Consider the following 26,132-nt stretch of genomic DNA (forward strand, 5'->3'; position numbering starts at 1 on the left):
ACTACTCCTAAGGAGGCACTATTATGTCTGAAGATATCAAAGAAAGAGTCATCACGATGCTGCGGGAGAACCTGGACGATGTCGGCGGGCTTGAGTCGATTCATCCTGACGCCGACTTGTCGGCGCTGGGTGTCAACTCCATGACGTTTATCAAGCTGGTTGTGGCGATGGAAATGGAATTTGGCGTCAGCTGGGACGACGAGGACCTGGAGCTGAGCAACTTTTTGACCGTAAACAACATTATTGATTACATCCAATCTTCTTCCGCCGAGGAAACGGCTTAACCGACAAGCGCGGCTTACCAAAAAAAGAAAGCGGGGAACACGAACATGTGGACGAATGCAGGGGTATTGAACAATGAAAAGCTGGTCGACCATGTCCGAAACTTGGCTCCTGAAATCAAGCAGTTGACGATTTTTCCTTCGGAAATTTGCAACTACCGCTGCTCGTTTTGCCACATCTGGGGCGATACCGGCTGGGCGCTCAAGGAGCCGCAGCGGGTCATTCGCGAGCAGCTCGACATCGAGGTGCTCAAGCGTTTTATCGACGAAGTGGCTGTAGTGAACAAAAAAGTCGGCGTCATTTTGACCGGCGGCGAGATTATGCTGTACAAGCATTTCGAGGAATTAGTCCTGCATCTGCGCAGCAAAAAGATGAACATCTACCTGCTGACTAACGGCTCCTTGATCAAAAACCGCATCCAGTTCCTGATGGAAAACGTCGTGGGCTGCAACATCTCCATTGACGGACCGGAGGAATTCCACGATGCTATTCGCGGCAAGGGCAGCTTCAATACGATTTGCGAAAATATCGCGCTGCTGATCGATGCGAAGAAGAAAGCGAAAAAAATGTTTCCGTTCATCAACATCAACATGGTCTTGTCGCCGTCGAACTACCGAAGCGCCCGCGGCTTCCTGAAATCGCTGCGTGAGCGATTCCCCGACGCCAACGTCGTGCTGCATGATACGAATATGCCGTGGATGAAAAAACGCGACCTGTCGGTCAATTTCTCCCCGCTGCTGTACACGACGCAGGAACGCGGCGAAGCATATGCCGAGCAGATGAAGCGCGATTTGAACTGCGAGGTGTCGCCGGCTTGGCAGGGCTTTGTCGAAAGCAAAATCGACATTGACACGCATGAGCTGCAAAAGGATCTGGAGGAGCTGTGGGCCGAAGAAGGCATGGACTACTCCGGTTATGTCAACATCCACGACTATTACACAGACATCAACAATGTCTTTGGCCGTTCGAAATGCGTAGCGCCGTACCACGAGCTGGTCATCCGCCGCACAGGCGACGTCTATCCGTGCGTGGACCTGCCGGATTACAAGCTCGGCAACATTTACAACGAGTCGTTCAGCGAAATTTGGGAGGGCGAACGCTCGAACACGTTCCGCGACTATTACCGCGACAACAATTTGATGATGTGTAACCGCTGCACGCGGCTGTTCGCCGATCCGGAAACGTTCTGAGCCGACAATGACGGTTTCCTCAGCGCAAGATGACCTTTGGCCGATTCTTCGAGTTCTTTGAAGAATCGGCTTTTTGTTTCGCACTTTTAAGCAGCCGATGTTTAATCGTAGGTAGAGAAGTGAAGACTGTCATAAAAATGGCAAATAAGGTGATTTTGGAAATATGGGCAGAAACATCGTATATAAACGATCCAGACGAAAAGCCGCTTACCTCAGTCTGCTTGGGACCACACAGCTTCACCTTCGCAACCCCTGGATCGTTGCCTGGTGGTCATGCGCCTTCCCCGGATTTGGCCATTTACTCCTATCGAAATACTTACGCGGGTTTGTATTAATTGGCTGGGAACTGCTGATCAACAGCCAAGCCGGCATCAATGAGGCGATGGTGTACTCCTTTACAGGACAGTTTGATCTGGTCAAGCAGGTTCTTGACGTCAGGTGGATGTCTTTATATGCCCCGGTATACTTATTCGCGATTTACGACAGCTACCGGACCACCATCGACTTGAATCATGTGTATATGTTAGCTAATCGGGAGAAGAGCTATCTCAGCAACTTTAAAATCGGCGCGATGGAAATCAATTATCTGGACAAAAGGACGCCTTGGCTTTCTCTGGTCTGGTCGATGCTGATGCCAGGCATGGGACAGCTATATATTCATCGTATCGTTACGGCCTTTTACGTTCTTTCGGGATGGATTTGGATCAGTTATGTCTCAAGGCTATTGGAGGGTTTCCAGTTCACCTGGATGGGGGAATTTGATAAAGCCGCGCATATTGTGAATCCTGAATGGCTGCTCTTTTTGCCCTCCCTCTATGGCTTTGCGGTTTATGACGCCTACACCAACACTGTGGAAAATAACAAATTATTTGATAAAGAACAAAAACGATTTTTGATCACGAATTATCAAGAAAGAAAGGATGAGGGCATGCGGATCATTTCCTCGTTTGATCATTCCAATTATCTGGAGCTTGCTTTGAGCGCGCTGGAGGCATGCGGAATCGAGAAAAACCAGATCTTGGCCGTCCCCTTGAACAAACGGGCGGAGAAGCCTAAAATGTTCGATACGATGCATCGTTCTGACGGCGTCAGTTTATTGGATACCGCTATGGTATGCGCAACTGTGTTTACTGTCGTGTTTTCATCGGTCGGCTTTATTTGGAAGTGGGGACCGATTATTTGGGGGTTAATCGGGGCGATGGCCGGATTTATCGTCGGTCTGATCATCGATTTGATCTTCAAGCGCAAGCAACCCAGACCGATCAAGGGAAAAAGCACGGAAGTGTTTGTTATGGTGGAATGCAAAGAGCATCAGCTTGAAACTGTGGAACATATTTTGTGGAAGCATATGGCGTTTGGCGTAGCGATTATTAGATAAACAGGACGCGGACTGTAAAATATAGAGGAGAGCTGCTTCGATGAATAACGATATAAGCCCAACCTACGAAGAACTCATGCAGGCAAGGGAACGTTTGCACAAGCTTGACTGGAATCAATGGAAAACGGACGCTCTGTTTACATGGCAATGGTGGCTGCTGGTTGGACTGACAGTTGTCCCTTTGATCCTGTGGTGGAATTTTGTAGATAAAAAAAGAGCCTACGAGATCGCCTTTTATGGGTGCATGATCAATATTTCTGCGCTCCTGCTGGACGATTTTGGAACGAATTTGTCATGGTGGGGGTATCCCCTGAAATTGTTGCCTATTCTGCCGCCCTTGGTTACAGCTGATTCTGTCCTGGTGCCCATTGCACTTATGGTGGTCTATCAGTTATTTTCAACGGGATGGAAAAAGTTTCTGCTCGCCAACCTGATCATGGGCGTATTTCTGGCATACGTCGCTGAACCTGTATTTATCTGGATCGGCTACTATGATTTATATACGTGGAAAGCCGGTTACTCGTTGTTGTACTATGTATCAGCGTCTACCTTGGCCCGTTTTATTATTATAAAGCTTGTAAAATGATTCGCAAGCTGACCGATGCGCCAGGCGCAAGGCCCTCGTCCTGAAACGGCCCTTTCAGGATTTTTTGCGGGGCCATTATGTCCTTGGCGATGAGGACAAGCTGACCCAATGCTGACCAATCTGGTCAGCATTGCCATCAAATATTCGCCGCTAGGGGATATCGTGATTGCTGCTGTTCTTTGCGACGATTATTGTGAATTCCGAGGATGCGCAAGTGACGGTTATGCCGTTGCTTGCGCTTTTTTATTAAGGCGTGGCCGGATCCGTATTATAACCAACGAAGATGGTTTGCGTACCTGTTCGCGTATCTGTCCACGCTCCGATATATCCGTAAGGCGGTACACTGGCGACATCGATATAATCGCCAATTATGGTCACTGGCGTCGGACTGCCGGCATTAGGGTCGAACGATTGGGTGGTCACACGTTGATTGACAAAGCTTGCTCCGTAATCGATGGATCTGGCGGAGAAAACATCCAAATTGAACCCATCAAGCCGATTGGTGTAGTAAATAACATTAACCGTCCCTGTGAGCGGATCAACATCGACTGCGGGAAAAAAATTTTGCGAACCGACCGGGGCTTGCGTGATGCTTACAGGCGTAGACCAGGTGACGGCGAAATCGATTGATTTGGACATAAAGATATCGGCATAGCCTTGCCGATAGTCCTGCCAGACGGCGTAGACGACACCAGGCATACTCCCGTTTGATCTGTCAGCAGCCACGTTGGCGTAGGTAAGCACCCGAAAGTTATAGTTTGTAACCGGTAGCGGCGAAGGCACAAGCACAACATTTGACACAATGATGGAACTTCCAAAATGGGCTCCGCCATCTTGTGAAGTTTTGATCATAAATTGAGCGGGATTATTCGTTTTAACCCATGCGGCGTAAACGACGCCGGTTAACGCAACGCTTGCGTCTGGACGTTCGACCGTATCTGCTGTGCTTGATAGAAGACTGGGAGTCTCAAAGGTCGCGCCGTCGTCAGTTGAGCTTTGAATAAAAGCTGTCGAGCGTGCACTGTTTGCGATATTGAATTGATGGTTATAGCTGACATAAATATTACCCAAATAGGGACTGGATTGGGAATTGTCTACAGTGACATTAGTTTCATCATTATTAATGTAAGTGCCGTAGCCAGGGGCGACAATAAACGGGGCCGAAAAGGTAGCTCCATTGTCTGTAGAAAGATAAGCGATGACGGTGCCGTCCGACTCTCCTGGAAATGCGTGTGCGGTCACGATAAAGGTGGTTGGAAATTGATAAGCGACCGCGGGCGCCTCGGCTCCGGTAAATCCGGGAGGGAGCGGGAGCAGGGCGTTCGTCCAATCTGCCCCACCGTCAAGTGAGCGGTAGAGTCCGATCTGGGGGACACCGGAGGTGGTATCTACAGAAACGGCAATCATGATATTGGTGCTCAGTAGATTTACAGCAATGTAAGGTTCGAATTTAGGAGGGCCGCTCGGGGTTACTTGGAAATTAATGGGTGGCAAATCATTTTCCTCCTTATACTAGGGAAGTTCCGAATAAATTGAGCCAATTGAACATGTCCGTTAACCCTCAATTTTAGCCTCTCTTCGAAATAGGATATAGAAACGGATCAGGGAGGTGATGAATATGCCTTTTACAACAGGTTTAATAACCAATACGAGGGATTTTGGTACAGCAGCTACCAACATTGTGATGAATACCAGAAACCTGGATCAATTTAACTCGGCGACGATCCTGGTTCAAGTGTTTGGCTCTGTCAATTCGGTTACGTTCAACCCGCTCTATCAAACCGCTTACGTGGTTGGTGCCAATTCCAACGACGTTCGTGAGTTTTATATTTCCGGTAATGTCGCATACGAAGTGCAGATTGGGGTTACGAGCCTACAGCCTGCCAACGTGGTGCTGTCGGTATTCGGAATTGATGCATTTGGAAATCTCGTTGCCAATCAACGCGTTCTACAGTCTGAGCTAACAACGATTACGGCTTTATCTCCAATACCGTAAAGGATGGTGGGAAGCCGCCTTCATGATGTGAGTCGGTTCGGAACGGCTTGTGCTCAGCCGACTCGCATTGTTTCATTCGATTCAGCCGGTTACGAGCTTGCGAAGCATGGCTGTAAACTGATTTACGTATTTGCGGCAGGCAAACCTGGTTTGAATATACCGTTCACCGCGCTTGCGTAATTTGTTGCGCAGCGCTCTGTTGTTCATGATCCGGTAAGCCAACTCTACGGCTTGATTAATATTCCCTCTGGAATAAAACATGCCGGTTTTATGAGGAATAATAAAATTTCGTACACCGTCGGAATCGGTTGAGAGCACAGGGCAATGGCATAGCATGGCTTCCGCCACGGCGTACCCGAAACCTTCCATCACGGAGGTCGAACATAAAAGACCGCCTGAATCTCCAATTATTGAAAAGTAATCGGACATTTGCTCATGCGGCAGATAGGAATATCGGATCAGTTTATGCTCGAGCTGGAGTTCTTGAATTTTTTGCTCAAATTTTAATTTCTCTTCAGGTTCGAACAGACTTTGATCACTAAACATCCATAACCTCAGATCGGGAATGCGATGTGAAAGCTGATGACCGATTTGAACAAAATCCAGCCAATTTTTGTTGGCTTCAATCCGCCCGACCCACGCCAGGATGGGATGGCTTTTAGGAGGATAACGACGATAGTGGAAGTGAGTGGAATCAACGGGGTTGTCAAAGCAAAAGAAGGGTTTGGCGGGAAATTCCTTTTTGGCTATATTTATCAGGTGAGAGGTTTTGGGTGACAATATGGCCGTCGCATGGGCGCAAACACTTGGCTTCGCACGGTTGATGATGGAGTTGGCGGTCTGGAGATCCCCGAGTCCTTGCATCTCGTAGACGATGGGGCCTTGATATCCCCCTTCACGCAAGGAGGCCAGAAGTTCATAGTCGGTGCAAACGATGATGGCGTCGAATTGCTCTTTTTTAACGAATTGGGCAATACGGGTGAAATCAGAGCATATCAAAGTGGGGATATGTTTACTATTAGGGAGCCCAAACCCGTTAAATTTATAGAGCAAATGGCAATCCACCCCATGCTCTATAAGAGCTTTACATCGAGTGCGGTTCAGGGTTTCCATCCCCCCGCTGGGATTATAGAATGTAAACAGGATTTTCATGGGCCAATCCCCAAATCATTGTTGCGGCTGATCCATGCAGCAAGCAAGTGTTCGGTTCGGAAAAGCTCATCAAAGCAGGGGCTCCTCGTATCGGTGCGACAACGGAAGCCTACCAGACGCTCTGGCGTATAGTAATTGGCAACGAGATCACGATCCGCATTCGTTAGCTCTTGAATCAGAATTTGCAAATCCGATGGTGCCTTGAAAAAACCTTGATGCAAGATATAGGTATAGGGAGTATGGATAAATTGCAGGGTAGCCAGAATCGCTTTTTGTGTGTCTATGCCCGGTAACCACTTAGGGGCCACCGTCGGGTGGGAGACCTGGGATATAGCATGAGTTACACTGCGATCAAGGGATTGATCGATTATATATACTTCATAGTTGCTGAAGGTTTGTTCGTACAGGTTGTCAAGCCGTTCGATCGTATCCGCCTGTATTTGGGATACGCTATACAGGATGGTGATTTGCGGGGGAATGCCGCGTCTTAAACGGGCTTGGTGTCTGGCTAAATGATAAGCGTAACGCCATTGACGATGCTTTTCTGCGGATTGCAGGGTAGCGGAAATACTATATTCCGAATTTACCCGGTAATCTACCAATTCAACCGGAATGTATTTGATTTCACATCGTTCAGTCAGTCGCAGCCAATAATCGTAATCCTCGACCGGCTGCAAGCGATAACCGTCGATTTCCTTGGCATACCTGGATTTATACATAAATGAAACGCCTGTAATACAAGCGTCAAGCAGATATTCTTTGGGCTTCGCCTGGTACTGCCGCTGAATGGCAAGCTCTTGTTCGTTCAATAATGAATTTCCTTGACCGTCAATCGAACGAAAGGAACTGTAGACCAGACCTAAATCTTCTCCTCCTGTCTTGAGTGCGTCCCGCAATAAGGCGACGAAATGAGAGGAATACGTATTGTCGCTAGAAACCCACGTCACATATAAAATAGAGGGATCTTGAAACAGTATTTCAAAACCGCGATTTAGCGCTTCGGCCACACCCTTGTTGGTCTCATGAACGACAAACTCCACTCGGGGGTCTCCGGCTACAATCGATTGGCTCAATGCTAACATATCCTTGGCCCCGTCAATAACAATGACAAGACGAAACGTTTTATAAGACTGGGTTAAAACAGATCGAAGCGCAGCGGACAGATACTCCGGTTTTTGAATATAAACTGGCATCACAATTCCTACATCCGGCACGATCATCACTCCTTAGATTCGGGATGCTGTGTTCTAACATTACAATGCATGGCATTATATGTATTTCTTGTGAAAATGGATTGGACGATGTTCATTGTCAGAGGAAGGGGAGCACACTTTTTAAACAGTCTGTGCGTACATGTACCCCTGTCGGTCGGTGGCAGCTTGAGCGGACTCGCAGTTGGGAAGGAATCGTGATCATTCAAAGAGAATGCTATAAGCGAGGAAATGGCAGGAGCACCGCCAGGATTTAGCGGGCGGATCGACTGTCCGAATGAAAAAGGAGAGACTGCTCATGCGCACAGAATTGGAACGGAGCAAGGAATTAGCTCATTTTCTGCAAACGCGTCGGGCGCGGTTAACACCGCAGCAGGTGGGACTTCCGCCGGGCTTGCGTCGGCGAACGCCAGGCTTACGTCGGGCCGAGGTTGCCCAACTGGCTGGCGTCAGCGTGGACTGGTACACCTGGCTGGAGCAGGGGCGGGACATTCAAGCGTCGCCGCAGGTGCTGGAAAGTCTGGTGCTGGCGTTGCGACTGGATGAGAACGAGCGCAAGCATCTGTTTTTGCTCGCTTATGGCCATCTGCCTCCGGAGAGCAAGCCTGTGAGCCGCGAGGTGAGCCCGCTTTTGCAGACGCTGCTCGACCGGCAGGGAGATTGCCCGGCGTATGTGGTGAATACCCGCTGGGATATCGTGGCGTGGAACGAAGCTGCCCGTCGGGTATTTGGGGATTATGCAGCTATGACCGAGCGAGAGCGAAACTCGCTGTGGCGCTTTTTCACCGACCCGACGGTGCGCGGGCTGCTTGGCGGGCATTGGGAGGAGAACGCCCGGCGCAGGTTGGCGCAGTTTCGCGCCAGCTACGGCGGTCATATCGGCGATCCCTGGTGGAACACCATCCTCGACGAGCTATGCGCCGCGAGCGCCGAGTTCCGGCAATGGTGGCCGGAGCATGACGTGCTGAATGTACCGGAGGGGCTGAAGGAGCTGCAGCATCCCGTAGCGGGTACGCTGGTGCTGGAGCATTTGACTTTTCAAGCGGTGGATGCGCCAGATTTGCAGATGACGATCAACCTGCCGCATGATGACGTGACCGCCGAGCGGCTCAAGCGCTTGAATCAGCGATAGGTGGACCAGAGACGGCGGGGTCAAACACCGCTTCTGACGATGTGGAAACTCCTGCCATCCTCGCTCGTCTTGTGCATTTTGTAAAACGTTTTCGTGATTTTCTCCAAACTCGTATCCCGCCCCTTTCGCGATGCATCGGCTGGTGATACGATGAGAACGAAGCGACTAACCAACAGGGAGGAACCACCGTGCCGCAATATCGGAATTTGGACATCGCCTTGTATTTTACAACCCGCTGCATCGCCAGCATCGCCTCTATGGAAGCGTTGGCAGCAAGTATGGATTTTTTCGCGAGACATATGCACATTGCCAAGGTATATCTGGAGACGCACCGCGATGATATGGACGTAGCGCCGGAGCGGATGGAGGAGCTCAAGCACTTTTTTGCATCGCGTGGCATTGCGACTGCCGGGGCGATTACGACGACGGTGATGCAGACAGTCAGGAACAAGCCGCTGATCGATGAAACCGGCGTGTTCGGCTGCGGCGGCACAATTCTGAACGAGCAAGCCAAGCCGCAAGCGGCGTATGGCACCAAGGTTACTTGGTCCACGCTGTGTTATACCAATCCGGCGCATCGCGGGCTGCTGCAGCAGGTGGCGGAATATTCGGCTTCGCTGTTTGACGAAGTGATCATCGACGATTTTTATTTTACAAGCTGCACGTGTCCGGCCTGCATCGAAGCCAAAGGGGAGCGAAGCTGGGAGCAATTCCGACTGGAGCTGATGGCCGAGGTATCGGAGAACGTCGTGATTGCTCCGGCCAAAGCAGTCAACCCCGATGTCAAGCTGGTCATCAAATATCCGAACTGGTATGAGGCGTATCAGGAAACAGGCTATAATCCACAGGTGCAGTCTCCGCTGTTCGACGGCATCTATACGGGGACGGAAACGCGCGATACGAACCGCTCGGCGCAGCATTTGCCGCGTTACGGCAGCTATTCGCTGATGCGCTGGATGGAGCATGTCAAGCCGGGCGAGAATGGCGGCGGCTGGATTGATCCGTGGCAGGGCATCCATAATTTAAGCCATTATTTGGAGCAGGCCCAGCTGACCTTTTTTGGAAAAGGCCGTGAGCTGACGTTGTTTTGCTACAGCTGGCTGCTGGAGCAAATTTTCATACCGGCGCTTGGCTTCGAGCTCGGACGGCTGGATCCGCTGCTCAGCGAGCTGGGGGAGCCGACGGGCATTCCCGTCTATGAGCCGTTCAACGCACAGGGCGAAGACCATCTGTACGATTACCTCGGCATGATCGGATTGGCGCTCGACCCGACGCCGCATTTCCCCGAGACGGACAAGCTGATCCTGCTGACGCAAAACAGCGCACAAGACGAGCAACTGGTTGCCAAGCTCAAGGCCCATTTGCTGGACGGCGGCGATGCGTGCATCACGACCGGACTGCTCAAAGCGCTGCAGGGCAAAGGCATCGAAGAATTTACGACGGCGCGTTATACGGACAAAAAGGTGCTTACCCGCGATTACGCCATCGGCGGCTACGGCTCGCCTTCGATCTATAACGGCTATTTCAGCGGAAAAGACGACGTGCTGCTGCCCGTGATCGATTACAAAAACAACGCTGGCGAACCGCTTGTGCTTGCCCGCAAAACCGACAACAATTTTCCGCTGCTGCTGCGGAATTTGTATGGCCGGGGTACGCTGTATGTGCTGACGGTTCCCGATGATTTCGCCGATGTATACAGCTATCCGGCCGAAGTGCTGTCGACGATCCGCCAATACTTGTTGAGCGGCTGCGGTATTTACATGGATGGACCGGCGAAAATCAGCATGTTCCTCTACGACAACGATACGTTCATTGTGTCGTCCTTTCTTGATTTCCCGAGCAATGTCCGACTGCGCGCGGACGGCGCCGATCGGACGCTAACCGATGTACGCACAGGCGAGACGATTCCGGCGCTGCTGCGCAAGCCTGGAGAAACGGTATTCGAGCTGGAGGTGCAGCCGGTGTTGTATCGGGTGCTGCGGCTGGGGCGGGAGTAAATTTGCGCAAGGCCTGGATCGCTATAAATGGAGCGTACATACAGGGGAAAGCTGAGGATAGGACCTCCAGCTTGCAAGGGTCTGGAGCGGAGATTGATTCGCTTGGCCTTCCGTGAATGGAAGCCGTTATCTTTATGACGTTACTGCATCATGACATCATTTGACAGATAACGCGCAGAGGACTATCATAGTAGTCATTGAAAACTTCAATTAGAAAAAGACCATGCACCGGACGGCCGGAGATGTATCCCTCAAGGATTCGTTTCCGGCTGTTTGCGTAGGCGCCATACAAACAAGCGGCTGGTTGGTCAGTCGCCGTATGGCCGGCATCGCGCTTGGGGAGCAGCGCGTCGGTGCGGAAAAGAAAAGCGCCGGTCCGCAGGCCGTGCAGCATGCAGGAGGGGAAGCGCATGAAACCGCGCATTTTTGTAACAAGGCCGGTACCGGCCGAAGTGGAGAGCTATTTGCAGGAGCATTGCGAATGCGATTTCTGGGGGCAGGAGGAGCCGGTCCCGCGTCAGATGCTGCTGGAGCGTACGGCTGACGTTCAGGGGCTGCTGACAGCCGGCGGCAAAATCGATGCCGAGCTGTTTGATCACGCCAAGCAATTGCGTGTCGTCAGCAGCCTCAGCGTCGGCTACAATCATTACGATCTACCGGCGATGAAGCAGCGCGGCATTATCGGCACGCATACGCCGTACGTGCTTGACGAATCGGTAGCCGATCTCGTGCTGGCGCTGATGCTTGGCACTGCCCGCCGTGTCGTGGAGCTTGACCGCTATGTGCGCGAGGGCCGCTGGCAGCGCGGCGATAACGAGGTGCTGTACGGGTTTGACGTCCATCACGCCACCGTAGGCATCATCGGGCTTGGCCGGATCGGCGAAGCGATTGCCCGCAGAGCGCGGTTCGGATTCGCGATGAACGTGCTTTATCACAATCGCAGCCGCAAGCCGCAGGCGGAGGAGGAGTTGGGCGCAGCGTACCGCACGCTCGACGAGCTGCTGGCCGAATCGGATTACGTTGTGCTGATGACGCCGCTGACGCCGGAAACGAAGCAGCTGATCGGACGGCGCGAGCTGGCGCTGATGAAGCCGTCGGCGATTTTTATCAACGTATCGCGCGGGCAAAACGTCGACGAAGCCGCCTTGCTCGAAGCGCTGCAAACCGGAGCCATTCGCGCGGCAGGACTCGACGTCTTCGACCGCGAGCCGATCGGCGCGGAGCATCCGCTGCTCCAGCTCCCGAACGTCATTGCGCTGCCGCATATCGGCTCGGCGACGGCGAAAACGCGCTTCGATATGGCGATGTTGGCTGCACAAAATCTGGTTGCCGGACTGGAAGGCCGCACGCCGCCGAATGTGGTGCAGGAGCTGCAATAGTCAGGCCTTTCTTTTCATAAAAAGTGCTGATCGGCGGTACGCCGGTTGCTCGTTTGCTTTGCACTAGTTGTAGATTCGTATGCGGCAGCGCATTTCGGTTCCCTGCATAAACGGCTGTTGCTGCTGTGTGCGTCCGCATCGCCAGGCTGATCTCGTACAATGAAGCTGCAGGCAGCACAGGGGCATGTCCCTGAGACTGAAAAAACGAACCTCCATCACGACCCGCAGGGCGAAGATGGAGGTTTATTCTGTTTGGCTGAAGCGCTGCGGAGCTTGATCTGCCTCTGCGGATTCGTCGAGTTGGAAGTGGGGGCGGGGGGATTCGGGATGAGCAGACTGTGGAAGGCAAACCGTGCTAAGCAGCTGGAGTAAACCGTGCAGATTGAGCACGGTCAGCGGCTTAGCTGCCGCGCAGCCGCACGTAGTCGGCGTAGCTGCGAATCAGCGGCGCTTCGCCGCTGGAAGCGGGCAGCGCGTATTTCAGCGCATGCGAGGTATTAAACAGGACGACCGTATCGTCCTGCCGAATCCAGCCGCTGTCGCACAGCTCCAGCAGGCCGGCCCACGTCGCCGCGCCCTCCGGCGACGCGGAAACCCCAAGAGCGCCCAAGCTGCGCTGCGCCCGGGCAATCGCGTCGCGAGACACCGCGACGGCGGTTCCCCCGCTGTGTCGCAAGCAGTCGGCGACCAGCGGCAAATCGGGCGGGCTAGGCACGCGCATGCCCGTCGGACTGGCGCCGCCCGGCTGCGTCGCTGAGCCCCCGCGAGCAGCCATGCCCTCGGCCCTCGCCCCGATCAGCGCCTCCACCAGCGGCGTGCAGCCGGCCTCCTGCACGCTCACCAGACGCGGCAGCGGGCCGCTGACCCAGCCCATCGCCTGCAGCTCGCGGAACGCCTTCCACATCCCGACAATGCCCGACCCGCCCCCTGTCGGGTAGACAATCACGCTGGGCAGCTGCCAGCCAAACTGCTCGGCAAGCTCCAGTCCCATCGTCTTTTTGCCCTCGACGCGCCCCGGCTCGCGCATCGTGCCGACATTCACCCAGCCTTCGGCCGCCTTGCCGGCTTCGATAATCGCTCCGGCGTCATGAATCAAGCCGTCGACGACATACGTGTCCGCTCCGTACATGACGCTTTCCCGCACGATCAGCGCCGGGCAATCCTGCGGAATAAACACGCTGGCGCGAATGCCGGCAAAAGCCGCGTAAGCAGCCAGCGCTCCGGCCGCGTTGCCGTTTGAAGGCACGGCGGCCCGCAACGCCCCGGCTTCCTTGAGCAGCGACACGGCCACCGAGAAGCCCCGGGCCTTGAAGCTGCCGGTCGGGTTCTGCTCCTCGCGTTTGACCCACAGCTGTCCGAGCGGCAGCGTCCGTTCGGCAGCCGCGAGCCGGACAAGCGGCGTCCAGCCTTCGCCCAGCGACACAATTGCCGAATCGTCCGTCACCGGCAGCCACTCCCGATAGCGCCACATCGATGTGACTCGTCTGCCGAGCGCTTCTTTGCTTACCTTTGCGGCCAATGCCTCGAGATCGTATTCAACGAGCAGCGTTCCGCCGCACGCGCATTTCATCGACGTATAACGGAAAGGGTATCGCTTGGAGCACCGCGCGCAAAGCAGCTCGAAATGTTTCATAGGTCAGCCTCCTGTCGTCAGATCAACTCACCCTTTAAGCTTATGTACAACAAAAAGGACGGGAGGCGGCTCCCGTCCAACCGTGCTATTTTTAATCGCGTCTCTAATACGACATGATCGTCCGGTACATCGAGCGATCCTTCAGCTTGCGGAAAAGCCCTAGCATCGGCGTAAAATTCGCTTCGATAATCCACACCCGTCCGTTCCGGTCAAACGCCATATCCAGCCCGATCGTTCGACGGCTCGGATACGCCTTGCGCAGCTGCTGTGCCGTCTGCAAGGCGACGTGGTCCATTTGCGACGACAGCGCTCCGGAGGACGCGCCTTCGATATTGGACATGCGGATCGCATGCGCAAGCGATACAATGCGTCCCTGGCTGCGCCGCACATTGGTAACGACATACCCCTTGCCGGCTACCTTGGCCAGCTTGCCGGTGACGCGCCACTCTCCTTTGGGCCGGCGCTGCACCATCACACGGCAGTCAAAGGGACGGCCGTTCACCGCGGCCAGCCGGATGCGCTGCTGAACCACGGCGCGCGATCCCGCATGCTTGCGCAGGTAGGAAATCAGCGCCGTTTCGCTGTGCAGCGTCCGCCGCGAGGCTCCGAAATGCACCTCATACGCCCCGGCCGAACGCAAGCGGACGCGCACGACGCCTTGCCCGCCCCAGCCGCCCGTCGGCTTGACAATGACATCTCTGTATTCATGAAGCATGGCACGCAGCGTCCCCGGCTTGTTCCAGGCCGTCTTAGGCAAATACGGGCGCAGCGCGGAAGCTTCCCGCATCACCTTGTACTTGCCCCACTTGCTTACACTACGCTTGCTCATTGCGCTTCGCCTCCTGACGTTCCACCACGAGATCGTGCGTCTCTACGCTGACAATCCGATTCCCTTCATCCACAAACACAACCGTGGGCTGCAAGCCCGCTACTTCTTGTTCATCCATCAGACCCAAGCTCAATATAATGACCAGATCGCCCGGTTGAAACAAATGGGCCGGCGGGCCGTTCAGTCCGATTTTACCGCAGCCCTCCGGTGCGGGCAGCGCATAGGTCTTCCAGCGGGTGGCATTACGCAAGCTCGTCACCTGCACCATTTCATAGGGGTGAATATTGGCTTGCTTCATAAGCGCGGCATCGATTGTAATGCTGCCCACATAATCCAGATCGGCCTCAGTGACGGTGGCGCGATGAATTTTGCCTTTGCACATCAAACGCTGCATATACGGTAATCTCCTTTTTCATGGCATAGGTTTCTAACTCACCATATGTACCTTGCGCCTGTGCTGTCGTAGGTGTACACCCAACTTGAGTCAAAATAGGCCGCTACGGCCGCGCCATCCCCGTACCTCCCGAACCCGCACGCGTGGCTCTGTAAATGCCCTATCGTGGCCGAACGCCCGCATACGCCGCCCTGCACCGTGCATACCGCACCGGAAGCCCGCATACGCCGCTCCCCCAACCCCGCCAATAGGTCTGCCATACAGGAAAACAGCCCCCGCGCCGCGAATACATCAACCAACGGCCTTCCCCCCCCCAAAGGCCGAACTCAAGGAAGGAGCTCTTGCGCGATGTCCAAAGCCGACAATATGCTCGCCATTCTGTGGCTGCTCAAAACCGGCAAGCGCTGCACGGCCAAGCAGCTGGCCGAGGAGCTGGAAATCCATGTGCGCACGGTGTATCGCTACATCGACGCCTTGTGCGCCAGCGGCGTGCCGATTATTGCCGACTCCGGCCATAACGGCGGCTACAGCCTGCCGGCCCATTTCGGGGCCGCGCCGTTAACGTTCGACCCCGATGAGCAAAAAGCGCTGGCTCACGCCGCCGTCTTTGCCCGCGAGGCGGGCTACCCGTTCGGCGACGCCCTGAACCGGGCCGTCCACAAGCTCAAGCTGTACGCCAGCGACGAGCAGCGCGAGCGCCTGAGCCGCCACGCGCGCGGCGTAGAGGTGATTCATGCTCCGGCGGCAGCGGCGCAGGCTGATCTGTTGCAGCAGCTGGAGGTGGCAACGGCCGAAGCCGAAACCCTATGCATGGACTATCAAAAAGGCTACGGTCTCGTCACAGAAATGCGCCGCATCGACCCCTACGGACTTGTTTTCTGGAAAAACCGCTGGTACGTCGTCGGCTACTGCCGCCTGCGCAGCGAGGTGCGCAGCTTCCGCGTCGATCGCATCCGCGCGTTAAGCGGCAGCGGCGAGCGTTTCGAGCGTCCGGCGAACTTTTCGGCACGCGAGTTTTTGCTGGCCGGCCTGCAGACAGACCCCGCAGGGGCGGAATACGCAACCGTGCGCGTTTCAGGCCGCGAGCAGGCGCTGAACGATCTGTGCAGCCATTGGTATTTCGCACAGGCACTTGCCGAGCGCAAGCCAACAGAGGCGTTGTTCCGGATAGAACGTCAATCGCTGTTTACGATGGGCGCGTCGTTTTTGCTGGCATACGGCATGGCGATTCGCGTCGAGGAGCCGGCCGAATTGCTGGAGCGGCTGGCCACGTGTGCCGGGGAGCTGCAGCGCCATTATGCCGGTGGTCTTGCGCCGCGGGCTTAAAATAGAACGGCGAAGCCGCCGCCGATTCGTCGGCGCTTATGCTTTTACCCGTAACAAAAACAGGAAATTCATGGAGAATCCGGACGATGTAACGGTTTTCAATTTAATTTTGCGCGCGGTCGTGGTAAGATAAAGGAAGAAGTGAAGGAGGAGAGCCGATTTATGACAACGAATGAAACGACCGAGCAGCCCAGCCAGGAGGAACAGCAGCAGAAGGAAGCGGAAATGATCATCGCTTTGTTCCAGCACGCCAAGCATTTGCTGCAGCAGCAGTACCCGGAATTCGTAGCGGGCGGCCAGATCGGCCAGCATCCGGCGCATGGCCCTCTGTTTGCTTTTACGCTGGAAAAGGACGGCAACACCTACGCATGCGGATTTTTGCTCAATGAAGTCGTTCGCGCCTTCCAGGGCGACGAGAATCCGGGCGTTTGGCTGTCGTCGTATTTTGTCGATATGATTCGCGCAGGTCAGCACAATCCGCTGCCGGTGCCGCCGCAAACGGAAGACGAGGCGAAGGCGGTTTATGATAACAATATCGTTCCGCATTGCGCACAAAGCGCCCGCGAGGAATTTGACGGAGAGACCGTCTACGTCGATCTGGAATTCCACGAAGAAGCGGGACCGATTCTCGAAGCCGGCTTCCCGGCGATCAAGGAAGGCAACAATACGTGCGCGATGCCGCTGGCGTTTTTGATGACACTGTATTTGCTGAACCGCGACCCGGCCGAGCCGCTTATTGCTGCTTTGTACAAGCTCAAGTCGGAGCATGCTGCTTCATAGGTAACTATCGAAAACGGGGCCGCGGGCTCCGTTTTTTTAATTCCCCATAACCAAGGCCCCGAGCGACAATGCCGGGGCTTGTTTAACGTTGCCCACCGCTGCTTCCGGGGCGTCCGGCTGTCCGCGACAAATGGCAAGCGCAGTCAAAAACCGAACAAAGAAGGTCCCCTGCGGCCTCGACCGGCGTTCATGCAAATGTCACGACTTTGCTGTTGACGTTGGGCAATCGGGCTGATATAGTTCAATAGTAGAACAATTCGTGCATAAAACCATTTTACAATCGAACCGATTGTTCGGACGGCAAGGAGGCAGCGGCATGGAGCACGATTTTTTGAAGCAGTTGATCAACAGGTACGAGATGGCAATGTTTACCGTGAATCGCCGGGCGAATGCGATGATTCGCGACATGATGCCGGATAATTTGACCAGTGATCAATTGGCGACGTTGCGCTACATCAGACAGCGCGGCAAGTGTACCTCAACGGAGCTGGCGGATATTTTTTGCGTTGGAAAAAGCTCGATCACCGCGATCATCACGCGGCTTCACGACAAGGAGCTGATTGTGCGGCAGCCGGACGACCGCGACCGGCGGGTCATCTACGTCATGCTGACAGCCGAAGGCGAACGGTATGCCGACGAGATGCAAACGCAAATCGAGACCTTGATGTCGCGATACCTGCATCAGTTCAGCGAAGAGGAAGCGCTGCGGTTTATGGAGACGTTCGAGAAGCTCGCCAAGCTGTTGGTCGAGAGCGAAGAAGAAAAGGGGAATGTGATCTGATGCAGGCAATTGTCAAATGGAGATGGCTGGTGCTGGTATTGTGGCTGGCCGCGGTGGTAGGTCTGGTGCTTGGCGCGCCGAACATGGAAGCGCTGGTGCGCGACAAAGGGCAAATTACCGTACCGGACGGATACCCGTCGACGGTGGCGGGCAAGCTGATGAAGGAAATGAACGGGGAAACGTCTGCCGGAGCGGATGAATCCTCGGTGCTGGTGTTTCATAACGACAAGGGGCTGACCGGCGCCGACAAGGATGAAATCAAGCGCGGTCTTGAGCTGCTCAAGCAAGCGAAGGATAGCGCGGGCGTCAATGCCGTGACATCGCCGTTTGATTCCAAGGAGCTGGAGGCTCAGATGGCCTCCAAGGACGGCACCACGATGATTGCGCTCGTGCGCAATACGCTGGACGGCCGCACGCCGGGCGAAGCGAGCAAGGCGCTGTACGACACGCTGTCCGACGTGAAGGTCGAGCATTATTTTACCGGCAACTGGCTGATTAACGAAGACGTCGTCGCCAGCTCCCAAGAGGGGCTCAAGAAGACGGAATGGATTACGGTTGTGTTTATTATGGCGATATTATTCGTCGTATTCCGCTCGGTGATCGCGCCGTTCATCCCGCTGCTGACTGTGGGCATCAGCTATGTGGCCGCGCAGTCGGTGGTGGCGTTTTTGGCCGAATATCTCAACTTTCCGGTATCCAACTTTACGCAAATTTTTATGGTCGCCGTCATGTTCGGCATCGGGACGGACTACTGCATTCTGCTGATCAGTCGGTTTAAAGAGGAGCTGGGCCACGGAGCCGACAACACCTCGGCGATTTTGACCGCCTACCGCACAGCGGGGCGCACGGTGTTTTTCTCGGCGCTGGCCGTGCTGGTCGGCTTTGTATCGATCGGGTTCTCGACGTTTTCCCTGTACCGTTCGGCCGTGGCCGTCGCCGTTGGCGTAGCGGTGCTCATGGTCGCGCTATCGACGCTCGTGCCGTTTTTCCTCGCGGTGCTCGGCAAGGCGATTTTCTGGCCCGCCAAAGGCTCGCTGGAGCATAAGCAAAGCGGGCTGTGGGGCGCGCTGGGCCGTTTCTCGCTCAAGCGTCCGCTAGTGGCGCTGCTCGTACTGGCAGCCGTCGTCGTACCGTTCCTGACGATGTACAAAGGCGCAATTTCATTTAACTCGCTTGATGAAATCGGCGATAAATACAAATCGGTCAAGGCGTTCCAATTGATTTCCGACAGCTTCGGTCCGGGCGAATCGCTTTCGACGGGCATCGTGATCAAAAGCGATAAGCCGCTCGACACGCAGGAAGCGCTCGGCCAGCTGGAGCAAATCTCCCGCGAGCTGTCCAAGGTCGACGGCGTCAAAACCGTACGCGGCGTTTCCCGTCCGACCGGCGAGCAACTGACCGACTTCCAGGTGGCGAAGCAAGTCGATACGCTCGGCGACGGGCTGAATAAAGGCGAGGACGGCCTCGGCCAAATCAGCAAGGGCCTCTCCGAAGCGAGCAGCCAGCTCAGTGGCAATGCGCCGAAGCTGAATGAAGCGGCCGGCGGCGCGGCGAAGCTCGTCGACGGTACGAACCAGCTCAAGGCCGGCGTCGTGCAGCTCGGCAACGGGCTGACGCAGCTGCAAAAAGGGCTGGAGGACGGCTCGGTCGGCGCCGCCGGGCTGCAGACGGGGCTCAAGCAGCTGCAGGAGAGCGCCGACAAGCTGGCTGCAGCGAATACCGAGCTGCTTGGCCACTACAAGGAGCTGGGCAGCGGCCTCGGCCAGCTCAGCCAAGCTTACGCGAGCACATCGGCGCAGTCGACCGAGCTGGCGAAGGGACTCGCCGATCTCGGTCAAGGCATGAGCGCGCTCGCGCTGTCGCATCCCGAATTGCAGCAGGACGCGCAATTCGTCAAAGCCCAGGGCGCCGTTGACGCCCTGTCCAAAGGCGCAGCCGCGCTCGACGCCGGCTTGCGTCAGCTGAACGGTCAGCTCGCCGGCATCAGCGCCGGGCTGACCCAAGCCAACGCCGGCTTCGAGCAAGCGTCCGGCGGCCAGCAAGCCCTCGGCGCAGGGCTGGCCTCGGTTGCAGACGGCCTGGCGAAGCTGCAGGCCGGCATTGCCCAGGCGGCGGCCGGGCAGGGTCAGATCGTCGGCAAGCTGCCGGATCTGACCAAGGGCTTCGATTCGCTCGCCGACGGGCAAAAATCGCTGCAGACCGGCTTCGAGCAGCTGGGCGGGCAGCTGAGCCAGCTCACCGGCGGTCTGGACCAAAGCGTCAGCGGCCTGAACGAGCTGAGCGGCGGCCTGCAATCGGCGCAAACGTACTTGCAGCAGCTGTCCGCTGCGCCGGATAAAGAGCTGACCGGCTGGTTCGTACCGGACGAAGCGCTGACCAACGCCGATTTCCAAAAAGCGCTCGACGCTTACATGTCCAAGGACCGCAAAATGGTCAAATTCGACGTCGTATTCAACGGCAATCCGTATGATCTTGACACCATCGGCAAAATCGACGACCTGAACGCCGCCGTCAAGCGGGCGCTCAAAGGCACGCAGCTGGAAGGCGCGACTTATGCGATCGACGGCGTTACCAGCGCCAACAACGATTTGCAGCATATTTCCCATGACGATTACAGCCGCACCACCATCCTGATGCTGATCGGGATTGCGCTGATTTTGATCATCATGTTCCGTTCGCTCGTCATTCCGCTTTACTTGATTTTGTCGCTCATTCTCACGTATTATACAGCGCTGGCTGTGACGGAATTTATTTACGTGCGAATCTTCGATATGTCCGGTATCAGCTGGTCCGTGCCGTTCTTCGGCTTCGTCCTGCTGATGGCGCTTGGCATCGACTATAGCATCTTCCTGATGGACCGCTTCAAAGAGTACCGGCATATGCCTCCGCAAGAGGGCATTTTGCTGGCGATGAAAAACATGGGCACCGTCATCATTTCCGCAGCCGTCATTCTCGGCGGCACCTTCGCCGCCATGTTGCCTTCCGGCGTCATGTCGCTGCTGCAAATCGCCACGATCGTGCTGGCTGGACTCGTGCTGTACGCCTTGTTCTTCCTGCCGTTGTTCATCCCCGTTATGGTCCGGATGTTCGACGTGGCCAACTGGTGGCCGTTTATGGGCCGCAAGGAAACGCCGCGCGGCAGCGACCGCTCCATTGGCGGGCACAACGAGCATTTGTAAGCTATAAGCAAAAGGGGGCGCTTATGCCGCACCTTTTGCGTCATCAACGGTTCGCTTTCGTCCGGCCTTCGCCGCGGCGGGAGCGGGCCGTTTTATTTTTTTGACGGGAGCCGCGGGAAACGGGTTTCCAGCCTCTTTATTTTTTCCAGCAGGAAACCGCATCAGTCCCGTCGAAACAGGAACAAAAGTCCGATACAACGGACAACATTCAGCCTTGCTAATTGCCTTGCCCATTTCTCAACAACGGAGAACATGCCCATGACGGAGCAGGAAACACCTTTACAACAATGTCCGCAATGCAGCGCAGCTTTGGAACACATCCCCGGCTATGTAACCTGGTGCGAGCCGTGCGGCTGGAATGCCAACCCTCAATCGGTCAATCGCAAACGAAGCCTGCTGGATCGGCTGAACAAGCGACTGGGTCCGAAAACGAGCGAACGGCTGCTCGACAGCCTTCACGACGATTCGGCCAAAAGCCAGCGAGCCTGGTTCCATTTTGGAGCAGGTGTGTTCGGCGCTTTGCTGCTGGCTGGCGATGCGTATTTATTTTACAAAGGGATCCGTACTCTGTGGGGCGTCCATTCGCCTGGCACCTTTTTCGTCGGCAGCCTGTGCCTCATTTTCGGGCTGCTGCTTTGTCCGCGACTGCACCGCTGGAAGCATCGGGGGCTTGTGCGCAGCGAATATCCCGGCTTGTACCGGCTTCTGGATGAGATGGCCGCGCGGATGCAAGCGAGACCCGTGGATACGATCCAGATGGGCACGGAATTCAACGCGTTTTTTACGGAATCAGACTTTACGCGCAAAAAGCTGATTTACATCGGCATTCCGCTTTTTTCTATACTCAGCTTGCAGGAAAAAATATTCGTGCTCGCCCACGAGATGGCACACAACGCCAATCGCGATATGTCGCGAAACTGGCTGAACCGTTACGGGCAATCGACCCTATCGTTCATTTACGATACGATCATGCCGCGTGAGTACATGCGGGAGATGCTGGGGCCGTTCTTTTATTTGCAAAAGTATGTACGCCAGCTCGTCGGCGCATTGGTATTTGGCGTCTGGTATGTGTACGGACTGCTGGGATTCAGAGAGAGTCAATATGCCGAGTATGCAGCGGATGATCTGGCCTACCGAATCAGCGGGACCAGCGCTGCGCTGGGCGCATTGGAGAAACCCCATTATCATGAGACCTTTTATTTGACCTTGGAGCGGATTGCCCGTTATGGCTATAACAACGATTTGTTCGGCGAACTGCGTAAGGTGATGCAGCAGATGCCGGACAAGGAGCAGCGCCGGATTCGTCGAATGCTGGACACGGAGATGGCCAGGCTGGATGCCACGCATCCGCCTACGTCGCTGCGTCAGCGTCATGTGGCGGCTTTACCGAACGTGGAGCTGGCGATGGCGCTTACCCCCGAACATATCGCCGAATTGGAGCGCGAATTTGCCGAGCTGGAGCGTAAGGCGCAGCGGGATTTGCTGGAGCGTTACCGCGCTTACTATCTCTAACTGCCCCAACAGCCGTCAGCCCTCGCACCTTGCACGAAAAAGGCCTGTTGCCGCAACTCCTCATGGGGAAATTGCTGGCCGCAGGCCTTGTTTATTTCTTTTCTCGTACGATAGGCTGCCGAGCCCGGATCAAATCAGCTTGAGTCCGCTAATCAGCACGAGGCTGGCAATGACGGTGCGCAGCGCGTTTGTTGGCGCTTTGGCCGACAGCATGCTGCCGATCAGCACGCCGGGGACGGAGCCGGCCAGCAGATTGAGCGCAAGCCCGTAGTTAACGTTGCCCATGCTGGCGTGGAGCAAACCGGCCGTAGTGGCGAGGAAAAAGGCGTGAGCAATATCGGTGCCCACCAGCCGTGGCGCGCTCATGCGGAACAAATAGAGCATCGCAATGGCGAACAGGGAACCGGAGCCGATCGACGTCAGCCCGACGATAAAGCCGAGCACGGCGCCCGTGGTAATCGTCAGTCCTTTTTTCTCCTCCAGTGGCTTCAACTGCCAGCGGTTTTCCTTGATTTTATTGCCGAAAAATACTTTGAACAACGTTGCAGCCGCCACAAGAATGAGTACATAGCCCAAGGCGTGTTTGATGATCGTTTCCTGGTTATGATAAAACGATTCGAACAGCTTGAGCAGCGTCACCGACACGATTACGCCCGGAATGCTGCCCATCGCCAAATATTTCACAAGGCGAAAATCAATCGTTTTTTGCCGCCAATGCTGAATCGTACCGAAAAACTTTGTCACGGAATTGTACAACAGGTCGGTTCCTACCGCAATAGACGGGTTAATGCCGATCATCACCAATATCGGAGTGAGCAGCGACGCTCCTCCTACCCCGGTCAAGCCGACCAAAAAACCAACAAGGACGCCCATCAGCAATATGCTTACACTCATGCAGTCAGTCTCCAATCCAAATTCCTACTAACCATATTGGATTTATTTTATTCCAAGGAAATGGTTTTTGTAAAGAAAAAATTTTGTTACTCCTTCTCATTCAATTATATGTTCGGCGTACATTCGGGTGCGTGCGTTTGGCCAGGCTGGCAAGGATTGGGCGCGTGTTCGCGTTGTCCCGGCCCATCCGTTACAAGGATCGAAAGGAGGCTCCTGAAAGGTCGTGTTGTTGAATGGAAGTGATAAAAGGCCAGAAATCCGATAAGAACTATAAACATGCAAGCTCTTACATTGGCCATTGACAAAAGCTTGCTGCACCCTTAATATGGGAAATTATATTCTTGGCAGAAGGGATGTGCAGGTTTATGACAGCGAACGGAGCGTACTTCAATATCGAGCAGCAAGGCAAGCGGAGTCTGACTGACGGTTTTCATCGCTTGGTCATATATCCGAACCGCATCTCAATTCAGCGACTGCGTATGTTCTCATCCGTCTGATCCACAGGCGTTTTTTGGGCAAAAAGCGACAAGGCTGCTGAACAAGCAGCCTTTTTCTTTTGTTTCATATGTTAGTCAGGACTTCTGACTTCCGCTATATTCAAGTAATTATCGAAAGATTTTGAATTTTTAAAAAATAATGGTTGACACTCATTAAGCAGCCGTGCTAAGCTGTGAACATCTTGAAGCGAGACGATCGCTGCGAAGGGAGGAACGGCAACATGAAGATTCATCGTAACTACAAGTTAAGCTGGATACAAGAGCAACCGATCTCAGCTGCCGATTTCCGAATTCAAAGCTTGAGCAGTTTATCTATACCGCATAACCGGCAACGCCGCTCCACCTGAGCGAGCCGACGTCCAGTTACATCCATCCGGTATACGTAAGGCTGCGAGCGCGCAGTCTTTTTCTTTTGCCAACAAGCCGCGGCAAGCGGTTGAGGCGGGGAGAAGGCAGCGAACCCGGAGTCTTTTTTCGTGCACATGTGAGCAAAAGCCAATGACGAAAGGAGTGAATACGATGAAAGCCTATTTCGACATTTATGAACAAAGTCCGGTCCATTCCATATTTCATAGCCATAAGCGCCGCGAACGTTCCGGCAGCAGCTTCCGCGTATCCCGTATTCCTCCTTTCGATGAGGAACGACGCCCCTGACCACAGGTGCGTTCGATACGGCAAGATACCCAGGCTGCTGGCTCCCGGCAGCCTTTCCTATGCCTTCTTTCAGGCGGGGAAAGGCGCGACGGCGATGCAAGCAGCCTTTTTTGTATCCATTTGACGCATTCGGCAAGGGGCTAAGCCACACGACTTTCACTCGTGGATCGGGGGTTCGAATCCCCCATGCGTCATTTTCCTGCTGAGCGGGTGTTGTCACAGACGCTGCCGAGGTGTTGCCTCGTCAGCCGGCAGACCAATGGGATCCCTCATTCTCGCTCGACCATAGGAGAGTAGCCAAGCGGCAAGGCAGCGGACTTTGAATCCGCCACCGATGGTTCGAATCCATCCTCTTCTGCCAAATACATAATCGCAATACCGATTTCACAAACGAAAGGAAGGAATTGTACGTTGTACAGGTGAACGCTATGAACCCTAGAATGGTAACCCAACAATTTGAACAACTGATTTTCCACAATGTCTCCGAAAATGGCTTGAGCGTCGATGACGTAAGCGGGAGGATGCTGAAGTTCGTCGCCGCCGATCCGCGGGCTGCTTACCAGTTCGTGATCGGCACGGACTGCCAGGTGCACAGAGGTTATACGAAATTCGTGACCGGCATTATTTTGCGGCGCATGGGCAAAGGGGCCTGGGCCTGCTACCGTCAGGTTGTGCTGGCGCGCGAGCTGACCTCCGTTCAGGAGAAGCTCTCGCTGGAAACGGCGCTGTCGCAGGAAGCAGCCTGCTATTTTTCGCAGGAAACGCTGAGTCGGATCGAAGATGTGCTGCTGCCGTACTTGTACCAAGGCGCGTCGCTGGAGACGTATATCGACATTGATGCCGGCACCCAGCCAATCGTCAACAAAACGAGCTTGTACGTGGAGGATATGGTCAATCGGGTCAAAGCGATGGGCACCTACGGGGTGCGCGTCAAGCCCGACGCTTATGCGGCGTCGGCTTACGCGAATCGGCACACGAAACGGCCGGTCCGCTTGGAAACATCTGTATAATCAAAGGAGCTGTACCGACATATGAACATGGAAGAGGTTTATCACGGTAGTCGCCAAATGCCGGCCGATGGCCGTAGTGAAAGGCTTATAATGCGTAAAACTGGAAGGCGGGTTCCCGAAAGGGACCCGTCTTTTTGCTGTTGTTATTTTTGTTAGGAAAAAGTGTCGTTTTCTGAAACGCATCGCAGGGGTCGACGTATAAGTAGTGGGAAATGGGAACTACTTGTACGGGATAGTTCGCCGGTTACTGTTCATCTGCTGCAAATTTCTTGTAGAATAAGGGTGAAAAAAGTAATTTTTCCTATTTTTGAAAACGTTTTCCTGAGTGGTGGGAAAAGCT

21 protein-coding genes and 2 tRNA genes are annotated in these 26,132 nt (G+C 54.6%); 16 read left to right on the forward strand and 7 right to left on the reverse strand.

Features of this window, described 5'->3' with window-relative positions; translation table 11 throughout:
- Positions 1-23 precede the first annotated feature (23 nt).
- From B5M42_RS17435 to B5M42_RS17455, 4 genes are all read left to right on the forward strand, one after another.
- The gene (locus B5M42_RS17435) at positions 24-284 is read left to right on the forward strand and encodes an acyl carrier protein (protein WP_134755163.1); all 261 of its coding nucleotides are present in this window, start codon (positions 24-26) and stop codon (positions 282-284) included.
- 45 nt (positions 285-329) lie between these two features.
- Positions 330-1,472 (forward strand): radical SAM/SPASM domain-containing protein, encoded by a 1,143-nt coding sequence (locus tag B5M42_RS17440; RefSeq protein WP_134755161.1) that lies wholly within the window; start codon positions 330-332, stop codon positions 1,470-1,472.
- A 163-nt stretch (positions 1,473-1,635) separates the two neighbouring features.
- Entirely contained in the window at positions 1,636-2,850 is a 1,215-nt protein-coding gene (locus B5M42_RS25605) for a hypothetical protein (RefSeq protein ID WP_134755159.1), read from the forward strand.
- 40 nt (positions 2,851-2,890) lie between these two features.
- Positions 2,891-3,436 carry a CBO0543 family protein gene (locus B5M42_RS17455; RefSeq protein WP_134755157.1) on the forward strand — a complete coding sequence of 182 codons (546 nt, stop codon included), beginning with the start codon at positions 2,891-2,893 and terminating at the stop codon, positions 3,434-3,436.
- A gap of 246 nt (positions 3,437-3,682) precedes the next feature.
- Here B5M42_RS17455 and B5M42_RS17460 read toward each other — a convergent pair whose 3' ends face one another.
- The gene (locus B5M42_RS17460; RefSeq protein ID WP_134755155.1) at positions 3,683-4,930 is read right to left on the reverse strand and encodes a sialidase family protein; all 1,248 of its coding nucleotides are present in this window, start codon (positions 4,928-4,930) and stop codon (positions 3,683-3,685) included.
- Positions 4,931-5,054: 124 nt separating this feature from the next.
- Between B5M42_RS17460 and B5M42_RS17465 the strand changes: the two genes are divergently transcribed.
- Positions 5,055-5,432: a hypothetical protein gene (locus tag B5M42_RS17465; protein ID WP_134755153.1), complete on the forward strand. Its 378-nt coding sequence runs from the start codon at positions 5,055-5,057 to the stop codon at positions 5,430-5,432.
- 81 nt (positions 5,433-5,513) lie between these two features.
- Here the strand turns inward: B5M42_RS17465 and B5M42_RS17470 are convergent, their stop codons facing one another.
- Both B5M42_RS17470 and B5M42_RS17475 read right to left on the reverse strand, forming a co-directional pair.
- Complete coding sequence (locus B5M42_RS17470; RefSeq protein WP_134755151.1) at positions 5,514-6,584, reverse strand: glycosyltransferase; 1,071 nt, start codon at positions 6,582-6,584, stop codon at positions 5,514-5,516.
- Positions 6,581-7,798: a glycosyltransferase family 2 protein gene (locus B5M42_RS17475; RefSeq protein WP_134755149.1), complete on the reverse strand. Its 1,218-nt coding sequence runs from the start codon at positions 7,796-7,798 to the stop codon at positions 6,581-6,583. The genes B5M42_RS17470 and B5M42_RS17475 overlap by 4 nt, the downstream gene beginning before the upstream one ends.
- A 295-nt stretch (positions 7,799-8,093) precedes the next feature.
- On the opposite strand from B5M42_RS17475, the gene B5M42_RS17480 reads away from it, so the two are divergent.
- From B5M42_RS17480 to B5M42_RS17490, 3 genes are all read left to right on the forward strand, one after another.
- Positions 8,094-8,927, forward strand: coding sequence for a helix-turn-helix transcriptional regulator (locus tag B5M42_RS17480; RefSeq protein WP_134755148.1), 834 nt, complete (start codon positions 8,094-8,096; stop codon positions 8,925-8,927).
- A 188-nt stretch (positions 8,928-9,115) separates the two neighbouring features.
- On the forward strand, positions 9,116-10,924 hold the full coding sequence (locus B5M42_RS17485) for a permease (protein ID WP_134755146.1): 1,809 nt from the start codon (positions 9,116-9,118) through the stop codon (positions 10,922-10,924).
- Positions 10,925-11,334: 410 nt separating this feature from the next.
- A complete protein-coding gene (locus B5M42_RS17490; protein WP_134755144.1) occupies positions 11,335-12,303 on the forward strand; it encodes a 2-hydroxyacid dehydrogenase in 969 nt (322 codons plus the stop codon).
- 400 nt (positions 12,304-12,703) lie between these two features.
- On the opposite strand, the gene B5M42_RS17495 is transcribed toward B5M42_RS17490, so the two are convergent.
- From B5M42_RS17495 to panD, 3 genes are all read right to left on the reverse strand, one after another.
- A complete protein-coding gene (locus B5M42_RS17495) occupies positions 12,704-13,936 on the reverse strand; it encodes a threonine synthase (protein WP_134755142.1) in 1,233 nt (410 codons plus the stop codon).
- Between the two features lie 103 nt (positions 13,937-14,039).
- Complete coding sequence (locus B5M42_RS17500; RefSeq protein ID WP_134755140.1) at positions 14,040-14,765, reverse strand: YheC/YheD family protein; 726 nt, start codon at positions 14,763-14,765, stop codon at positions 14,040-14,042.
- The gene (gene panD, locus B5M42_RS17505; protein WP_134755138.1) at positions 14,752-15,159 is read right to left on the reverse strand and encodes an aspartate 1-decarboxylase; all 408 of its coding nucleotides are present in this window, start codon (positions 15,157-15,159) and stop codon (positions 14,752-14,754) included. Before panD ends, B5M42_RS17500 begins: the two co-directional genes overlap by 14 nt.
- Positions 15,160-15,507: 348 nt before the next feature.
- Between panD and B5M42_RS17510 the strand changes: the two genes are divergently transcribed.
- From B5M42_RS17510 to B5M42_RS17530, 5 genes are all read left to right on the forward strand, one after another.
- On the forward strand, positions 15,508-16,485 hold the full coding sequence (locus B5M42_RS17510; protein WP_134755136.1) for a helix-turn-helix transcriptional regulator: 978 nt from the start codon (positions 15,508-15,510) through the stop codon (positions 16,483-16,485).
- A 162-nt stretch (positions 16,486-16,647) separates the two neighbouring features.
- Entirely contained in the window at positions 16,648-17,265 is a 618-nt protein-coding gene (locus B5M42_RS17515) for a hypothetical protein (protein ID WP_134755134.1), read from the forward strand.
- Positions 17,266-17,581: 316 nt separating this feature from the next.
- A complete protein-coding gene (locus tag B5M42_RS17520; RefSeq protein WP_134755132.1) occupies positions 17,582-18,046 on the forward strand; it encodes a MarR family winged helix-turn-helix transcriptional regulator in 465 nt (154 codons plus the stop codon).
- Complete coding sequence (locus B5M42_RS17525; RefSeq protein ID WP_134755130.1) at positions 18,046-21,225, forward strand: MMPL family transporter; 3,180 nt, start codon at positions 18,046-18,048, stop codon at positions 21,223-21,225. The genes B5M42_RS17520 and B5M42_RS17525 overlap by 1 nt, the downstream gene beginning before the upstream one ends.
- Before the next feature lie 258 nt (positions 21,226-21,483).
- On the forward strand, positions 21,484-22,737 hold the full coding sequence (locus B5M42_RS17530) for a M48 family metallopeptidase (protein WP_167690110.1): 1,254 nt from the start codon (positions 21,484-21,486) through the stop codon (positions 22,735-22,737).
- A gap of 129 nt (positions 22,738-22,866) precedes the next feature.
- Here B5M42_RS17530 and B5M42_RS17535 read toward each other — a convergent pair whose 3' ends face one another.
- The gene (locus B5M42_RS17535) at positions 22,867-23,631 is read right to left on the reverse strand and encodes a sulfite exporter TauE/SafE family protein (RefSeq protein WP_134755126.1); all 765 of its coding nucleotides are present in this window, start codon (positions 23,629-23,631) and stop codon (positions 22,867-22,869) included.
- 1,273 nt (positions 23,632-24,904) lie between these two features.
- On the opposite strand from B5M42_RS17535, the gene B5M42_RS17540 reads away from it, so the two are divergent.
- From B5M42_RS17540 to B5M42_RS17550, 3 genes are all read left to right on the forward strand, one after another.
- Positions 24,905-24,976 (forward strand) — tRNA-Glu (locus tag B5M42_RS17540).
- A gap of 93 nt (positions 24,977-25,069) precedes the next feature.
- Positions 25,070-25,143, forward strand: a tRNA-Gln gene (locus B5M42_RS17545).
- 67 nt (positions 25,144-25,210) lie between these two features.
- Positions 25,211-25,792: a ribonuclease H-like YkuK family protein gene (locus B5M42_RS17550; protein ID WP_134755124.1), complete on the forward strand. Its 582-nt coding sequence runs from the start codon at positions 25,211-25,213 to the stop codon at positions 25,790-25,792.
- Positions 25,793-26,132: the final 340 nt, after the last annotated feature.

The organism is Paenibacillus athensensis (assembly GCF_004514475.2).
In the GTDB taxonomy this organism is placed as follows: domain Bacteria; phylum Bacillota; class Bacilli; order Paenibacillales; family NBRC-103111; genus Paenibacillus_AL; species Paenibacillus_AL athensensis.

What these genes read in the sequence shown, in the direction of transcription:
- B5M42_RS17435 (WP_134755163.1), top strand. Translation starts at nt 24, where the DNA reads ATGTCTGAAGATATCAAAGAAAGAGTCATCACGATGCTGCGGGAGAAC.
- B5M42_RS17440 (WP_134755161.1), top strand. Translation starts at nt 330, where the DNA reads ATGTGGACGAATGCAGGGGTATTGAACAATGAAAAGCTGGTCGACCAT.
- B5M42_RS25605 (WP_134755159.1), top strand. Translation starts at nt 1,636, where the DNA reads ATGGGCAGAAACATCGTATATAAACGATCCAGACGAAAAGCCGCTTAC.
- B5M42_RS17455 (WP_134755157.1), top strand. Translation starts at nt 2,891, where the DNA reads ATGAATAACGATATAAGCCCAACCTACGAAGAACTCATGCAGGCAAGG.
- B5M42_RS17465 (WP_134755153.1), top strand. Translation starts at nt 5,055, where the DNA reads ATGCCTTTTACAACAGGTTTAATAACCAATACGAGGGATTTTGGTACA.
- B5M42_RS17470 (WP_134755151.1), bottom strand. Translation starts at nt 6,584, where the DNA reads ATGAAAATCCTGTTTACATTCTATAATCCCAGCGGGGGGATGGAAACC.
- B5M42_RS17480 (WP_134755148.1), top strand. Translation starts at nt 8,094, where the DNA reads ATGCGCACAGAATTGGAACGGAGCAAGGAATTAGCTCATTTTCTGCAA.
- B5M42_RS17490 (WP_134755144.1), top strand. Translation starts at nt 11,335, where the DNA reads ATGAAACCGCGCATTTTTGTAACAAGGCCGGTACCGGCCGAAGTGGAG.
- B5M42_RS17495 (WP_134755142.1), bottom strand. Translation starts at nt 13,936, where the DNA reads ATGAAACATTTCGAGCTGCTTTGCGCGCGGTGCTCCAAGCGATACCCT.
- B5M42_RS17500 (WP_134755140.1), bottom strand. Translation starts at nt 14,765, where the DNA reads ATGAGCAAGCGTAGTGTAAGCAAGTGGGGCAAGTACAAGGTGATGCGG.
- panD (WP_134755138.1), bottom strand. Translation starts at nt 15,159, where the DNA reads ATGCAGCGTTTGATGTGCAAAGGCAAAATTCATCGCGCCACCGTCACT.
- B5M42_RS17510 (WP_134755136.1), top strand. Translation starts at nt 15,508, where the DNA reads ATGTCCAAAGCCGACAATATGCTCGCCATTCTGTGGCTGCTCAAAACC.
- B5M42_RS17515 (WP_134755134.1), top strand. Translation starts at nt 16,648, where the DNA reads ATGACAACGAATGAAACGACCGAGCAGCCCAGCCAGGAGGAACAGCAG.
- B5M42_RS17520 (WP_134755132.1), top strand. Translation starts at nt 17,582, where the DNA reads ATGGAGCACGATTTTTTGAAGCAGTTGATCAACAGGTACGAGATGGCA.
- B5M42_RS17525 (WP_134755130.1), top strand. Translation starts at nt 18,046, where the DNA reads ATGCAGGCAATTGTCAAATGGAGATGGCTGGTGCTGGTATTGTGGCTG.
- B5M42_RS17530 (WP_167690110.1), top strand. Translation starts at nt 21,484, where the DNA reads ATGACGGAGCAGGAAACACCTTTACAACAATGTCCGCAATGCAGCGCA.
- B5M42_RS17535 (WP_134755126.1), bottom strand. Translation starts at nt 23,631, where the DNA reads ATGAGTGTAAGCATATTGCTGATGGGCGTCCTTGTTGGTTTTTTGGTC.
- B5M42_RS17550 (WP_134755124.1), top strand. Translation starts at nt 25,211, where the DNA reads ATGAACCCTAGAATGGTAACCCAACAATTTGAACAACTGATTTTCCAC.